The sequence below is a fragment of the Micromonospora sp. NPDC005197 genome, from assembly GCF_040608295.1.
Classification (GTDB): domain Bacteria; phylum Actinomycetota; class Actinomycetes; order Mycobacteriales; family Micromonosporaceae; genus Micromonospora.
In genome coordinates this window covers 1-14,255 of record NZ_JBEXHY010000065.1, presented here as the reverse complement: position 1 = coordinate 14,255, position 14,255 = coordinate 1, and the positions used below count along the sequence as shown (strand labels likewise).

16 protein-coding genes are annotated in these 14,255 nt (G+C 72.1%); 11 read left to right on the top strand and 5 right to left on the bottom strand.

Going from position 1 to position 14,255, the window contains the following annotated elements:
* Positions 1–4: 4 nt before the first annotated feature.
* Entirely contained in the window at positions 5–850 is an 846-nt protein-coding gene (locus tag ABZU46_RS20405) for a helix-turn-helix transcriptional regulator (protein ID WP_354860077.1), read from the bottom strand.
* A 274-nt stretch (positions 851–1,124) separates the two neighbouring features.
* On the opposite strand from ABZU46_RS20405, the gene ABZU46_RS20400 reads away from it, so the two are divergent.
* Entirely contained in the window at positions 1,125–1,343 is a 219-nt protein-coding gene (locus tag ABZU46_RS20400; RefSeq protein ID WP_354860075.1) for a hypothetical protein, read from the top strand.
* 172 nt (positions 1,344–1,515) lie between these two features.
* Positions 1,516–2,616, top strand: a complete 1,101-nt coding sequence (locus tag ABZU46_RS20395) for a D-alanine--D-alanine ligase family protein (RefSeq protein ID WP_354860072.1) — start codon at positions 1,516–1,518, stop codon at positions 2,614–2,616.
* 49 nt (positions 2,617–2,665) lie between these two features.
* Here the strand turns inward: ABZU46_RS20395 and ABZU46_RS20390 are convergent, their stop codons facing one another.
* Positions 2,666–3,379 carry a DUF3515 family protein gene (locus ABZU46_RS20390; RefSeq protein WP_354860070.1) on the bottom strand — a complete coding sequence of 238 codons (714 nt, stop codon included), beginning with the start codon at positions 3,377–3,379 and terminating at the stop codon, positions 2,666–2,668.
* Positions 3,380–3,613 carry an Lrp/AsnC ligand binding domain-containing protein gene (locus ABZU46_RS20385; RefSeq protein WP_007456453.1) on the bottom strand — a complete coding sequence of 78 codons (234 nt, stop codon included), beginning with the start codon at positions 3,611–3,613 and terminating at the stop codon, positions 3,380–3,382.
* 96 nt (positions 3,614–3,709) lie between these two features.
* Between ABZU46_RS20385 and ABZU46_RS20380 the strand changes: the two genes are divergently transcribed.
* Positions 3,710–4,699: a thiamine-phosphate kinase gene (locus ABZU46_RS20380; protein WP_354860067.1), complete on the top strand. Its 990-nt coding sequence runs from the start codon at positions 3,710–3,712 to the stop codon at positions 4,697–4,699.
* 29 nt (positions 4,700–4,728) lie between these two features.
* Complete coding sequence (locus ABZU46_RS20375) at positions 4,729–5,190, top strand: GNAT family N-acetyltransferase (RefSeq protein ID WP_354860064.1); 462 nt, start codon at positions 4,729–4,731, stop codon at positions 5,188–5,190.
* Between the two features lie 94 nt (positions 5,191–5,284).
* Here ABZU46_RS20375 and rpmB read toward each other — a convergent pair whose 3' ends face one another.
* The gene (gene rpmB, locus ABZU46_RS20370; RefSeq protein WP_007456456.1) at positions 5,285–5,476 is read right to left on the bottom strand and encodes a 50S ribosomal protein L28; all 192 of its coding nucleotides are present in this window, start codon (positions 5,474–5,476) and stop codon (positions 5,285–5,287) included.
* A gap of 275 nt (positions 5,477–5,751) precedes the next feature.
* Here rpmB and ABZU46_RS20365 point away from each other — a divergent pair, with 275 nt between their 5' ends.
* Positions 5,752–7,365: a DAK2 domain-containing protein gene (locus ABZU46_RS20365; protein WP_354860062.1), complete on the top strand. Its 1,614-nt coding sequence runs from the start codon at positions 5,752–5,754 to the stop codon at positions 7,363–7,365.
* A complete protein-coding gene (gene recG / locus ABZU46_RS20360; protein ID WP_354860060.1) occupies positions 7,362–9,560 on the top strand; it encodes an ATP-dependent DNA helicase RecG in 2,199 nt (732 codons plus the stop codon). Before ABZU46_RS20365 ends, recG begins: the two co-directional genes overlap by 4 nt.
* 149 nt (positions 9,561–9,709) lie before the next feature.
* Here recG and ABZU46_RS20355 read toward each other — a convergent pair whose 3' ends face one another.
* Positions 9,710–11,230, bottom strand: coding sequence for a cell wall anchor protein (locus ABZU46_RS20355; protein ID WP_354860058.1), 1,521 nt, complete (start codon positions 11,228–11,230; stop codon positions 9,710–9,712).
* 305 nt (positions 11,231–11,535) lie between these two features.
* Between ABZU46_RS20355 and rsmD the strand changes: the two genes are divergently transcribed.
* From rsmD to rpmF, 5 genes are all read left to right on the top strand, one after another.
* A complete protein-coding gene (gene rsmD, locus ABZU46_RS20350; protein ID WP_354860055.1) occupies positions 11,536–12,099 on the top strand; it encodes a 16S rRNA (guanine(966)-N(2))-methyltransferase RsmD in 564 nt (187 codons plus the stop codon).
* The gene (gene coaD, locus ABZU46_RS20345; protein WP_354860053.1) at positions 12,096–12,584 is read left to right on the top strand and encodes a pantetheine-phosphate adenylyltransferase; all 489 of its coding nucleotides are present in this window, start codon (positions 12,096–12,098) and stop codon (positions 12,582–12,584) included. Before rsmD ends, coaD begins: the two co-directional genes overlap by 4 nt.
* Before the next feature lie 243 nt (positions 12,585–12,827).
* The gene (locus ABZU46_RS20340; RefSeq protein ID WP_234590503.1) at positions 12,828–13,325 is read left to right on the top strand and encodes a hypothetical protein; all 498 of its coding nucleotides are present in this window, start codon (positions 12,828–12,830) and stop codon (positions 13,323–13,325) included.
* A 110-nt stretch (positions 13,326–13,435) separates the two neighbouring features.
* Entirely contained in the window at positions 13,436–13,999 is a 564-nt protein-coding gene (locus tag ABZU46_RS20335; RefSeq protein ID WP_139587729.1) for a YceD family protein, read from the top strand.
* Between the two features lie 5 nt (positions 14,000–14,004).
* Positions 14,005–14,178 (top strand): 50S ribosomal protein L32, encoded by a 174-nt coding sequence (gene rpmF, locus ABZU46_RS20330; RefSeq protein WP_030335284.1) that lies wholly within the window; start codon positions 14,005–14,007, stop codon positions 14,176–14,178.
* Positions 14,179–14,255 lie beyond the last annotated feature (77 nt).

Genomic DNA, 14,255 nt, shown 5'->3' with positions numbered 1-14,255 from the left:
GGTCCTACCGTCCCTTCAGGACTGACAGGAGCATCGCCCGGCTGTCCGCCGGGCTGAGCGCCACGCTGCGCAGATGCTCCATGATCTTGGTGCAGGTACGCGTCTCGCCCGCGCGGTCGAGGATCATCTGACCGGCGACCGTCTCCACCGACGCGATGATGGGGTCCTCCGGGTCGGCGAACTCCAGGATGTGCAGCGAGCCCCGGGTGCCCCGGTGGTAACCGGCGGAGAGCGGGATCACCTGGACGGTGATGTTCGGCAGTTCGGCCATCTTGACGAGGTGCCGTAGCTGGCCGTTCATCACCGACTGGTCACCGACCGGGCGCAGCAGCGCGCCCTCGTCGATGATCGCGTCGAGGATGGGTGGAGTGTCGGCGGTGAGCCGCACCTGGCGGTCGAGTCGGACCTTGACCCGCTGCTCCACCAGCTCGTCGCCGAGGGTGTGCGGGCCGCCGCGCATCACGCCGCGGATGTAGTCCGCGGTCTGCAGCAGGCCGGGCACCACCGAGGGCTCGAAGTTGGCGATGGCGGTGGCCTCCGCCTCCAGGGCGATGAAGTCGATGGTGCGTGGGTCGAGCAGGTACGAGTACGACACCCACCAGCCCGGCTTGCGGGCGTCCTTGGCGAGCTGCACCGCGGCGGCCACCTCCTCGGAACCCACCCCGTACGAGGTGAGCAGGGCGCGCACGGTGGCCGGGTTGATCAGCGTCTGGGCGTTCTCGTAGCGGGAGAGGGTGCTGCGGGTGCTGTTGATCTCATCCGCGGCGGTCTCCAGGGTCAGCCCGGCGGCTTCCCGGTATTGACGCAGGGCGATGCCGAGTCGGCGGGCGCGGGCGGTCTTCGGGGCCATGCATCGATGGTCGCACACATTTATGGGAACGGGTACATGAGAGAAGGTCGATGAGAGTTGCATTCATGGCTGTAGACGTGTCAATCTGTCATCGCGTCCTCACCGCCGGTTGTCGTGGCGACGGTGGTGGTGAGCGACCGGAGGGGATAGGGCGCGCGGCGATCGGGTTTCTCCCCCGTACCCGATCGTCGCGTGCCGTCCGTTGCAGCCCGCCGGAAGGAGACGACGTGCATACCGGTTCGAAGTCTCTCGCCCCGCAGCGCGAGGGTCGGCGATGACCCGCTTTCTGGTCGTTCTCACCGACGTGCGTCCCGTCGAGGGCATCGACCGCAACGAACGCGTCGCTCCCGAACGCCGCCGCCAGGTGGTCGGCGCCAGCAGCAGGGAGGCCGCCGACCGGATCGCCGGAGCCTTCATGGCGCTGGGCATGGTGCGGGCCGGGCGGCAGCGGGTCAAGGTGATCGCGGTCGGCCGCCGGCACGCCGGGGACTGACCGGCCTCGAACATTCCGTCACGCACCGTATATGCTCTGTTGACCGATTGCCGTGTCGCTTCGGGGCTCGCCGGGTATCGCCGCGCCTGATCGCCACGCACAGTAAGGTCAACCGGGTGAGCGCCACCGGCGAGCACGACCAGCCGCAGTCGCGTACGAAGAGGTGACCGGAGTGACCACCCCAGGCAAGACCCGCGTGGCGATCGTCTTCGGCGGCCGCAGCCCGGAACACGGCATCTCCTGCGTCAGCGCCGGCAGCGTGTTCGCCGCACTCGACCCGGACGAGTACGAGGTGGTGCCGGTGGGCATCACCCGCGCCGGCCAGTGGGTGCTGACCAGCGGGGACCCCGCCCAGCTCGCCATCAACGCCCGCCAGCTCCCGGAGATCACCGCCGAGTCCGGCGAGGACATCGTGCTGCGCGCCGACCCGACCGGGAACGGGCTGATGGTGCTCGACCCGACCGAGGGCCCCCGGGCGCTGGCCGACGTGGACGTGGTCTTCCCGGTCCTGCACGGCACGTACGGCGAGGACGGCACCATCCAGGGCATGCTGGAGATGGCCGGCATCCCCTACGTGGGGGCGAACGTGTTCGCCTCCGCCGCCGCCATGGACAAGGAGTTCACCAAGAAGCTCTGCGCGGTCGAGGGCATCCCGGTCGGCGCGTACGCGGTGCTGCGCAACGGGATGACGCTGAGCGAGCAGGACAAGGAGCGGCTCGGCCTGCCGGTCTTCGTCAAGCCGTCCCGCGCCGGCTCGTCGTTCGGCATCACCCGCGTCACCGACTGGGCCGAGCTGGACACGGCGGTCGCCACCGCCCGGCAGTTCGACCCGAAGGTCATCATCGAGGCCGCGATCGTCGGCCGCGAGATCGAGTGCGGCGTGCTGGAGGGCGAGGCAGGCGGTGCCCCCGAGGCATCCGTGCTGGCCGAGGTGCGGGTCGTCGCCGACCACGACTTCTACGACTTCGAGGCCAAGTACCTCGACGACTCCTGCGAGTACGACATCCCGGCCGGCCTGCCGGACCGGGTGACCCGCCAGGTGCAGGAGTACGCCGTCCGCGCGTTCTCCGCGCTGGACTGCGCCGGCCTGGCCCGGGCCGACTTCTTCGTCACCCCCGAGCTGGACGTCTACCTCAACGAGATCAACACGATGCCCGGGTTCACCCCGACGTCGATGTTCCCCCGGATGTGGGCTGCCTCCGGCCTGGAGTATCCCAAGCTGGTCAACCGGCTGATCCGTACCGCCCAGCGGCGCGGTGTCGGCCTGCACTGAGCAGCCGGCCCCGACGCGCGGCCCGCCGTACGGGCCGCGCGTCAGCGGATCAGCGCTGGCAGCCGGCGGGGATGGCGCCGCCCGAGGGCACCGACGCCACGATCGCGCTGGAGATCGGCGAAACCCACTGCAGCGGCTGCTCGTACGAGCGTGGGATGCGAACGGTGACCGGCGTCTCCCGGTCGACAGTGGTGAGCACGGTCACGTCGGTCTCCTCGACGGGGTGCCAGCAGACCCGGTTGACCGTCCAGACCTCGTCGGTGGCCGGGACGGTCGGCTCGGCGCCCCCGCAGGCCACGGTGAGCGCGGGGTCGCCGTACGCGGCGTTCTGCTCCGGGCCCGCCGTGACCGGGCGCTGGGCCAGGTCACGGATGGTCTGCGGCAGCTGGGAGAGCAGCGCGCGGCAGACCGTGGCCGGACGCTCGGCCAGCGCCGGGGCGGCCATCTCGACCGGAGCGGTGGACTGCGCCCGTGCGGTGCTCGCCGAGGGGCTCGGCGCGGCGGCGGGCGTGTCCGGGGCGAGCTTGGCGAAGGCCAGCACGGCCACCAGCAGCGTGATCGGCAGCGCGATCAACGTGGCCAGCAGGGCGGCGCCCCGGATGGTCCGGTCCCGGCCGGCCGGCGCGTCGGCGCCCGGGTCGGCGCTGTCGCGGATACCGTCAGCCGGCTCGGGCGTCCCGTCGACCGGCTCACGCGTCCCGTCAGCCGGCTCGTGCTTCCCGTCGTCGTCCAGAGCAGCCGAGGAGGTCGTCATCTCGTCCACTTACAGCCGCACCACCGAACACGTGAGGGTGCGCGTGATGCCGGGCACCATCTGCACCTTGCTGACGATGAGTTTGCCGAGCTCGTCGACGGTGTTCGCCTCGGTGAGGACGACCACGTCGTACGGCCCGGTGACGGCGTCGACGCGTACCACGCCGGCGATGTCCGCGATGAGACCCGCCACGTCACGTGCGCGGCCGACCTCGGTCTGGATGAGGATGTACGCCTGTACCACGACTCGACCTCCGTCCGTCGCCGCCCGGGAGCGGCCCGAAGGGTGAAACTACCTTACGGACCAGGTCTGATCCCTATCGGTGGTCAAGGAGCAGCGGTGAGCGAGCGCGGCGGTGCCGGGCAGTACGGGCCGAACGCCGGCGGTGGCGCCAGCGTGGCCGGGATCGGCGAGTTCGGGCTGATCGGGCGGATCACCGCCCGGTTGGCGATGGGCCCGACGACCCTGCTCGGCCCGGGTGACGACGCGGCGGTGGTGGCCGCGCCGGACGCCCGGGTGGTCGCCTGCACGGACGTGCTGGTCGACGGGCGGCACTTCCGGCGGGACTGGTGCTCGGCGCGCGACGTCGGTCACCGGGCCGCGGCGGCCAACCTGGCTGACGTCGTGGCGATGGGCGCCACCCCGACCGCCCTGCTGGTCGCCCTCTGCATGCCCGCCGACCTTGAGACGAGCTGGGCGGAGGGCCTGGCCGACGGGTTGGCCGCGGAGGCCGCCACGGTCGGCGCGAGCGTGGTCGGCGGGGACATGTCGGCGAGCCCCACCCTGACCATCGCGGTCACCGCGCTGGGTGACCTCGGCGGCCGGGCGCCCGTGGTGCGCTCCGGCGCCCGCCCCGGGGACGTGCTGGCCCTGGCCGGCCGCATCGGGTACGCGGCGGCCGGGCTGACCGTGCTCACCCGGGGCTTTCGCACCCCCCGACTGCTGGTCGAGGCGTACCGACGGCCGCAGGTCGCCTACCCGGCCGGGCCGCAGGCCGCCCAGCTCGGCGCGACCTCGATGATCGACGTCTCGGACGGGCTCCTCGCCGATCTCGGGCACGTGGCGCAGGCCAGCGGTGTGGCGATCGACGTGCGCCGCGACGCGTTCGAGGTGCCCCGGCAGATGGCCGACGCCGCGCGGGCGCTCGGCGTCGACCCGTACACCTGGATTCTGGCCGGTGGCGAGGACCACGCGCTGGCCGCGACCTTCCCCGCGACGGTGGCGCTGCCGCCGGAGTGGCGGCCCATCGGCCTGGTCACGGAGGGTGCCGGAGTGACTGTCGACGGCGGCGCCTACGACGGGCCGCGGGGCTGGGACCACTTCCGGTGACGCCGCGCGCCAGCCGTATCCTGAACACCGTGAGTGAGATCGAGATCCGAGTGGTGCGGTTCGACGCGCCGGTGGCGCAGCAGTTGATCCGGGCCGCGCTGGCCGACCTCGGTGCCCGCTACGGAGGCACCGGCGACGACACCCCGGTCGCCGCGAGCGAGTTCGAGCCGCCGGACGGCGCGTTCCTCGTCGCCTACCTGGCCGGTGAGCCGGTCGGCTGCGGTGGCTGGCGCAGCCACGGTGCGGACACCGCCGAGCTGAAGCGGATGTACACCGCCCCGGCGGCCCGCGGTCGCGGCGTGGCGCGGACGGTCCTCGCGGCCGTCGAGCGCTCGGCCCGCGAGCAGGGCCGCAAGCGGATGGTCCTGGAGTGCGGTGACAAACAGCCCGAGGCGATCGCCATGTACGTGTCCGCCGGTTATGACCGGATCCCGAACTTCGGCTTCTACAAGGACGCGGAGGGCTGCCTCTCCTTCGGCCGCACGCTCTGAGCGGTCGCCGCCCACCCGGGGGCGGACACGACAGAGCCGGCGGACCGCAGGGGGCCGCCGGCTGAGCCGAACGAGAAGAGTTGGTGCTGCCGCGTCAGGCGCGGGTGACCTTGCCGGCCTTGATGCACGAGGTGCAGACCTGCAACTTCTTGGTGTTGCCGCCACCGGCCGGGGTACGCACCGACTGGATGTTCGGGTTCCAGCGGCGGTTGGTCCGCCGGTGCGAGTGGGACACGTTGTGGCCGAAGCCCGGTCCCTTGCCACAGACGTCGCACACGCTAGCCACGGGATACTCCTGGGATTGAAACGTTCATGAGGTCGCCGGCAGGCGCTGCCCGGGCAACCTGGTCAGGTTACCCGATGACCCGCCGACCCGGCCAACCGACCCGGTCGGGCGGTCGTGCACGGCCCGGCCCGGGCCTGCTGGTGGGCCGGTGGGCCGGCCCGGCGGCAACCGTACCGGAGGCGTCGACCCGGCCCGGGAGCGCCGTCGGACCGGGCGCGGACGGACACGCCGGACGAGTCCGACGCGTGTCGGTGCGCAACAGTAGGCTTCTGGCCGTGCTGGACACCCTCGACGCCGCCGCGGTCCGCCGCTGGTGTGCGAGCGGGCTGGCCGCGCTCAAGCGCCACCAGGGCGAGATCGACGAGCTCAACGTCTTTCCGGTGCCCGACGGTGACACCGGCACCAACCTGGTGCTCACCCTCACCTCGGCCCAGCAGGCCCTGTCGATGGACCTGGACACCCTCCCCGACAGCGGCCCCACCGCCCACGGGCACGCGCTGCGGCTGATGGCCCAGGGCGCGCTGCTCGGCGCCCGGGGCAACTCGGGGGTCATCCTCTCGCAGATCCTGCGCGGCTTCGCCGACGCCGTCGTGGCCGTGCCGGTGGTGCGCGGGCAGGCCCTGGCCGTCGCGCTGCGGGCCGCGACCGCCGCCGCGTACACGGCGGTCGGCCGTCCCGTGGAGGGCACCCTGCTCACCGTCGTCGCCGCGGCCGCCACCGGCGCCGAGCAGGTGGGCGGCGACGACCTGCCCGCGGTGGCCCGCGGCGCGGCGCGGGCGGCGGCCGAGGCCCTGGCCCGTACGCCCGAGCAGCTGCCGGCCCTGGCCCGCGCGGGGGTCGTCGACGCGGGCGGGCGGGGGCTCTGCGTCCTGCTCGACGCCCTGGTCGAGGTGCTCACCGGGGAGGGCGCCACAGGGCTCGCGCCGCCGCCGCGCACCGCCCGCCCGGCGGCCACCGTCGCGCGGGAGACCGGCTCCGAGGAGTACGCCTACGAGGTGCAGTTCCTGCTCGACGCCCACGCCGACGCGGTGGCCGTGCTGCGCCGGACCCTGGAGGCGCTGGGTGACTCGCTGGTCGTCGTCGGTGACGGGCGTGAGCCGGGCGGCACCTGGAACGTGCACGTGCACGTCAACGACGTGGGCGCGGCGGTCGAGGCGGGGGTCGCCGCCGGCCGCCCGTACCGGATCTCGGTGACCCGCTTCGCCGACCAGCCGGAGCCGTCCGCCGGCCCGACCGAGGACGGTCGGGCCGCCGTGGTGGTGGCCACCGGCCGCGGGATCGCGGAGCTGTTCGCCGCGGAGGGCGCGACTGTGGTGCCCGGCAACCCGTCCACGGGTGAGCTGCTGGACGCCGTGCGCAGCACCCGGGCGGCCCGGGTGGTGGTGCTGCCCAACGACCCCAACACGGAGGCGGTCGCGAGCGCGGCGGCCCGCGAGGCGCACCGGCACGGCATCAAGGTGAGCGTGGTGCCGACCCGTTCGCCGGTGCAGGCCCTCGCGGCCCTGGCGGTCCGCGACGGCACCCGTCGCTTCGAGGACGACGTGATCGCGATGGCCGAGGCGGCCGGCGCCTGCCGCTACGCCGAGGTCTGCCACGCCAGTCGGGAGGCGCTGACGGTCGCCGGCCCGTGCCGCCCCGGTGACGTGCTGGCGCTTGTCGAGGGGGAGGTGCACCTGATCGGCACCGACCTCACCGACACCTGCGCCGCAGTGGTCGACCGGATGCTCGGCGGCGGCGGGGAGCTGGTCACCCTGCTGGCCGGGGTGGACGCCCCCGCCGGGCTCACCGATGCCGTCCGCGCGCACGTCGCGCGGCGCTGGCCGTTCGTCGAGGTGCAGGCGTACCCGGGCGGCCAGCCGTTCTATCCGCTTTTGGTGGGGGTCGAATGAGCGAGCCGGCCACGGTGGACACCCCGTTGAAGAAGCTCGTCGGGGACAAGACGGCCAAGGCGTTGGCCGCCCACCTCGACCTGCACACCGCGGGGGACCTGATCTACCACTTCCCGCGTCGCTACGACGAGCGCGGCGAGCACACCGACATCCGGTCGCTGGACGTCGGTGAGCAGGTCACCGTGCTGGCCCAGGTGCAGCGCACCACCGTACGGCCGATGCGCCAGCGCCGGGGCAACCTGCTGGAGGTGACCGTCGGCGACGGCTCCGGCGGCCTGCTGACGCTGACGTTCTTCGGCAACCAGGCGTGGCGCGAACGGGAGCTGCGTCCGGGCCGGTGGGGGCTGTTCGCCGGCAAGGTCACCGAGTTCCGGAGCAAACGCCAGCTCAACGGCCCGGAGTACGTGCTGCTCGGCGAGGGCGGCGAGGGCGAGGCGGCGGTCAGCGACGAGATCGAGGAGTTCGCCGGCGCGCTGATTCCCGTGTACCCGGCGGCGGCGGCCGTCCCGACCTGGGTGATCGCCCGCTGCGTACGGGTCGTGCTGGACACGTTCACCCCGCCGGAGGATCCGCTGCCGTCCTCCGTCCGCGCCAGCCGCAACCTCGTCGACCTGGGCCCCGCGCTGCGGGAGATCCACCGGCCGTCCACCAAGGAGGCGCTGCACCGGGCGCGGCGACGACTCAAGTGGGACGAGGCGTTCGCCGTCCAGCTGACGCTGGTGCAGCGCAAGCACCGGGCCGCCGACTGGCCGGCCCGGCCCCGCCCACCACGCACGGGTGGGCTGCTGGACGCCTTCGACGCCCGACTGCCGTACGAGCTGACGGCCGGTCAGCGCGAGGTCGGCGTGGAGATCGCCACCGACCTGGCGGCCGCGCATCCGATGCACCGGCTCCTGCAGGGCGAGGTCGGCTCGGGCAAGACGGTGGTGGCGTTGCGGGCCATGCTCCAGGTGGTCGACGCGGGCGGGCAGGCCGCGTTGCTGGCCCCTACCGAGGTGCTGGCCGCGCAGCACCACCGGGGCATGCTCGACCTGCTCGGGCCCCTCGGGCGGGCCGGTGAGCTGGATTCCGCCGAGCACGCGACCCGGGTGGAGCTGGTCACCGGCTCGCTAAGCGCGGCAGCCCGCCGACGGGCGCTCGGCGAGGTGGCCAGCGGCAACGCCGGCATCGTGCTCGGCACCCACGCGCTGCTCTACGAGGGGGTGGACTTCGCCGACCTGGGCCTCGTGGTGGTCGACGAGCAGCACCGCTTCGGCGTGGAGCAGCGCGACGCGCTGCGCGCCAAGGCCGACCAGCCGCCGCACACGCTGGTGATGACTGCCACCCCGATCCCGCGCACGGTGGCGATGACCGTCTACGGCGACCTGGAGGTGTCCACTCTCTCCCAGCTGCCCCGGGGCCGGTCGCCGATCGCCTCGCACGTGGTGCCGGCCGCCGAGAAGCCGGCCTTCCTCGACCGGGCGTGGCGCCGGCTGCGCGAGGAGGCGGCCGCCGGCCACCAGGCGTACGTGGTGTGCCCGCGAATCGGTGACGGCCCGACGTCCGACGAGGAGCCGCCGCCCGAGGACGACAACGGCCGCCGGCCGCCCCTCGCCGTGACCGAGGTGGCCCCGCTGCTGGCCGAGGGGCCGTTGCACGGGCTGCGGATCGGGGTCCTGCACGGCCGGCTGCCCGCCGACGAGAAGGACGCGGTGATGCGCTCCTTCGCGGCCGGTGACCTGGACGTGCTGGTGGCGACCACGGTGATCGAGGTCGGTGTCGACGTGCCGAACGCCACCGTGATGATCGTGCTGGACGCCGACCGTTTCGGTGTCTCCCAACTGCACCAGCTGCGTGGTCGGGTCGGCCGGGGTGCCGCCGCCGGGCTCTGCCTGCTGGTCAGCGAGGCCGCCGAGGGCTCGTCGGCGCGCGAACGGCTGGACGCGGTGGCGTCCACCAGCGACGGCTTCAAGCTCGCCGAGCTGGATCTGGAGCAGCGCCGCGAGGGTGACGTGCTGGGCGCCACCCAGTCCGGGCACCGCTCGCACCTGCGGCTGCTGTCCCTGAAACGCGACGCCGACCTGATCCGCGACGCCCGTGCCGAGGCGATCACCCTGGTCGAGGAGGACCCGGAGCTGATCCGCAACCCGGCGCTGGCCGCGTCGGTCGCCGCGCTCGTCGACGAGGACCGCGCGGAGTACCTGGAGAAGGGCTGAGCGCTCCTCGCTGACCGGTTTCGCGGAAACCGGGGTGTCCCGACCACGGTGACACCCCGGTTTTCTGGTTTCCGAGCCGATCTCCTGCACAGACCGAGGGCGCGCCGACCGGGTGGTCGACGCGCCCTCGGGCTTCAGCGCAGGTCAGGTCAGGCGGTGAAGGTCACCCGACGCCGACGGGCGATGACGAACAGCACCGCGCCCGCGATCAGCAGGGCGATCGCGCCAGCGGCGATGCCGCCCGCCGCCGCACCGGTGACCGGGAGGCCCGGCTCGTCCTCGCCGCCGCCGCCCGAGCCACCGCAGTCGCCCTCCGGCGCGTAGGCCGCCTGCAGCTCGAGGTCCAGGTCAGGCAGGGCGACCAGAGCGGTCTCGGACTTGCCGACCTTGAAGGTCACCGTCTCCGACGAGTCCGCCGCGACCGTACGGGTCTCGGTCTTGTCGCCGTAGGTGAACGTCGCCTTGACCGGCATGCCGCCCTTGGGGTTGGTCACGGTGAGGGCGAACTCCTTGCAGTCGGCCTTGGTGGTGACGGCCGGCAGCGGGCAGTCCTCGGGGCGTGCCCACGAGTACGTCCCGTTCTCGATGACCTTGCCGTCGACCAGGACCTCGATCTTGCCGGCGTCGGCGGCGGGCACCACGATGCTGGTGTCGGCCTTGCCCGGGGCGACGGAGACCTTCTTGGTGAAGCCGTTCTCGCCCTTGACCTCGAACTCGACGGCGTACTTGCTGATCTTGCCGTCGTTGCTCAGCGACACGGCGACCGAACCGTCGCAGTTGGACGCGAAGGTCGAGGCCGGGGTGGCGCAGCTCTTGCTGCCGCCGTTGTACCAGCCCTGCGGGCCCTTGGAGCGGTTGCCCGGGGCGCCCGGCGAACCGAGCTTCTTGTTGTCGTAGCGCTTGCCGCCGTCGACGATCTCGTCGATGACCTGGTCCTCGCCGCCCCAGATGAGGTCGACCTGGGTGTGGCAGTCCGGGATCTCGACGTTCAGCGTGATCTCGGTCTGCTTGGCGCTGACGAAGTCGCTGTCCGGCGTGCCGTACACGTACTGCGGGGTAGCGAACTGCGGCCGGGGCGCGAAGTACGACACCAGCGTGAAGTACTGCTTGCCGTCGCCGCAGAGCGGCAGGTCACCGTCGAGCTTGACGGTGGCGGTGCCCTTCGGGCCGTCGAACGTGTGGCTGTACGTGGCCTTGTCGAGCTCGACGCACTTGGGCGCCGGCGTGCAGGCGTTGTCGGCGGCCAGGTTGATGCTGCCGTCGTTGATGTTTTTCTCGGTCTTCTTGCCCTCCTTGTACCACCGGGCGTCCACCGTCAGCTTGGCGCTGGTGGTGTTGCCGGGCACGCGCTGGGTGGCCAGCACGAAGGAGCCCTCGGGGGTGACCCAGCCCTGCAGCGGGACGGTCTTCCCGTCCTCCATGGTCACGGTCACCGGGGTGTTCGGCTCGGCGGTCACCTTGCGGAGCGTCGCGCCCTTGTTGACCTCGCTGTTCACCACCTTCCACGTGATCACGCGCTCACCGGTCTGCCGGTCGCAGCTGGCGGTGGCGGTGATCGTGTTGTGGTGTGCGCTGGCTGGGGTGGCTACCGCGGCGACCCCGGTGAGGCCGACGAGGGCGGCTCCCAGGATGGCCAGCGGTCGCCGGAGCGACAGCTTGGGACGGATCACGGGTACTCCTGGAGTGCTGAAGCGTTGGGGGTGTGGCACGAGAGTGACAGTGGACGGTCGCTGCACGTCCGATCGGAGAGGCGCCCTCCCGAGCCGTGGGCCGGCGGGTTGGCCGTCGGCACCCGGCAGACCCTAGCGATATCGCCGCGCGTCATACAGCGCTCAGGATTTGCTAAGACTGATGTTATGAACTTGAGATCATTGATATACGAGAAGTGATCACGTGATTCTCCTGGCGGTACCGACCGTGTCGAGAGCGGCCCCGAAGGGTCGCGTAGCGTCGGGGTCATGAGCAGGAGGAAACGGTGACCCGGATCGTGGCCGGGACGCTCGGTGGCCGGCGGATCGCCGCGCCGCCCGGCGCCGGCACCCGACCCACGTCCGACCGGGTCCGGGAGGCGCTGTTCAGCGCCGTCGAGTCCGAGGTCGACCTCGACGGCGCCCGCTTCGCCGACCTGTACGCCGGTTCCGGCGCGGTCGGGCTGGAGGCGCTGTCCCGGGGCGCCCGACACGTCCTGCTGGTCGAGTCCGATCCGCGGGCGGCCCGGGTGATCCGGGAGAACGTGGCGAGCCTGCGGGCCGGCCCGGCCGTACGGCTGGTCACCGGCAAGGTGGCGACGGTGCTGGCTGCCGGCCCGGACGGTGGCCCGTACGACGTGGTCTTCGCCGACCCGCCCTACGCCGTGCCGGACGCGGAGATCACCGCGCTGCTGACGACGCTTGTCGACGGCGGCTGGCTGGCGCCCGACGCGCTGGTGGTGGTGGAGCGGTCCCGCCGCACCAGGCAGTTCGAGTGGGTGGAGGGGATCACCCCCGAGCGCAGTCGCCGGTACGGCGAGACCACCCTTTGGTACGGTCGCCGATCATGAGACGTGCGGTGTGTCCCGGCTCGTTCGACCCGGTCACCAACGGACACCTCGACATCATCGGCCGCGCGAGCCGGCTGTTCGATGAGGTGATCGTCGGCGTGCTGATCAACCAGTCGAAGAGCGGCCTGTTCACCGTCGAAGAACGGATCGAGATGCTCCGCGAGGTGACCGCCTCGTACGGCAACGTGCGGGTCGAGTCCTTCCGGGGGCTGCTCGTCGACTTCTGCCGCGCCCAGCAGGCGAGCGTGCTGATCAAGGGGCTGCGGGCGGTCAGCGACTTCGACTACGAGTTGCAGATGGCCCAGATGAACATCGGGCTGGCCGGGGTCGAGACGCTCTTCATGCCGACCAACCCGCTCTACTCGTTCCTCTCCTCCAGCCTGGTCAAGGACGTGGCCAAGTGGGGCGGCGACATCTCCGCCCACGTCCCGGACCCGGTCCGCGAGGCCCTCCAGTCCCGCCTGGGCCCCCCGCCCCTGACCTGACCCGGCCGATCTCGCACGTACCGTTCCCGGTTCGTCCCCTTTCGCGCTGCTTTGCCGCCACCGAAAGCGCAAGGTCGGCGCGGGGGAGGAAGTGCGGGGGGCGGGGAGTGACCATGTCGCGACTCGCCGGGTTGGGGTGAGTGGGGCGGCGGTGGGGCGGGCACGACATGATTGGTCGAGCAGGAACCCGGCCGTGGCCCGCATCATGGAGGTCGGCCGACGAACGACAGGAGTGAGGTACCGGTGGACCCGCTCGATCGCATCGACGAACTGATCGCCATGGTGGAGCAGGCGCGCTCCGTCCCGATGTCGCGCAACAACTGCATGGTCGACCGGGGCGAGATGATCGCCGCCCTGGACGAGATGCGCGCCGACCTCCCCGCCGACCTGCGTCGAGCCGCCGCGCTCCTGGAGGAGCGCGACAAGATCATGGACGCCGGCAAGCGCGAGGCGGACCGGATCATCAGCGAGGGTGAGGCAGAACACGCCCGCCTCGTCTCCGTGAACGAGATCACCGTGTCGGCCGAGCACGAGGGCGCCCGGATCATCGCCGAGGCCCGCGCCGAGGCGCAGCGCCTGCGCGAGGAGGTCGACGACTACGTCGACACCGCGCTGGCCAACTTCGAACAGTTCCTCACCCGGGCTCTCGCCTCGATAGAGCGGGGCCGCGACAAGATGCACGCGCTGCGGGAGATCGGCACCTTCGGTGGGGATGAGGCGGAACGCCCGCTACCCTTCTGAGCGGCACTTCACCAGCCGACATTCTCGCCACAGGCGTCCCCCCGGTTCGACGGTCCGGCGGTCGCCCAGGTAACCTTTTTTGTCGGCCTCTCACCGGCCGGAGTCTGACTATGCCCAAGCACTCGCCATCGACACTCGACCCCAGGTCGCCGCTGGTCCTCGACACGAGGGACCTGCCGCGTCGCCCTGGCGCGTTGCGTGAGGTCCAGCGGGTCGTGCCGGCACCGACGGACCTCGGTGTGGAGTTGATCGGCGTGCCGGAGGGCGCGGACCTTGACCTCGATCTGAGGTTGCAGTCGGTGTCCGAGGGTGTGCTCGTCTCCGGGACCATCACCGGTCCCATCCGGGGCGAGTGCGGGCGTTGCCTGCGCGAGATCAACGAATCGATGGCCGTGACGATCCAGGAGCTGTACGCGTACGAGAACAGCACCACGGACGCCACGACCGACGAGGACGAGGTGGGCCGGATGCAGGGCGATCTGATCGACCTGGAGCCGGCGCTGCGGGACGCGTTGGTGCTCACGCTGCCGACCAACCCGCTCTGCCGGGAGGACTGCCCTGGACTGTGCCCCGAATGCGGGGCGCACTGGGACGATCTGCCGGCCGACCACAGTCACCAGCAGATCGACCCGCGTTGGGCGGGCCTGTCGCAACTGACCCGTACAGAGGAGTAAGAACCGTGGCCGTCCCCAAGCGCAAGATGTCGCGCAGCAACACCCGGTCCCGCCGGGCGAACTGGAAGGCGACCGTGGTCGCGACCGTCGCGTGCCCGCAGTGCAAGTCCCCGAAGCTGCCGCACGCCGCCTGCTCCGTCTGCGGCACCTACAACGGCCGCCAGGTTCTCGAGGTCTGACCTGGACGCCGAGTGACGCCCCCGACCCCAGGTCGGGCGGCGCGCGCACCCTGGCAAACGCCCGGTGCCCCGGCTCC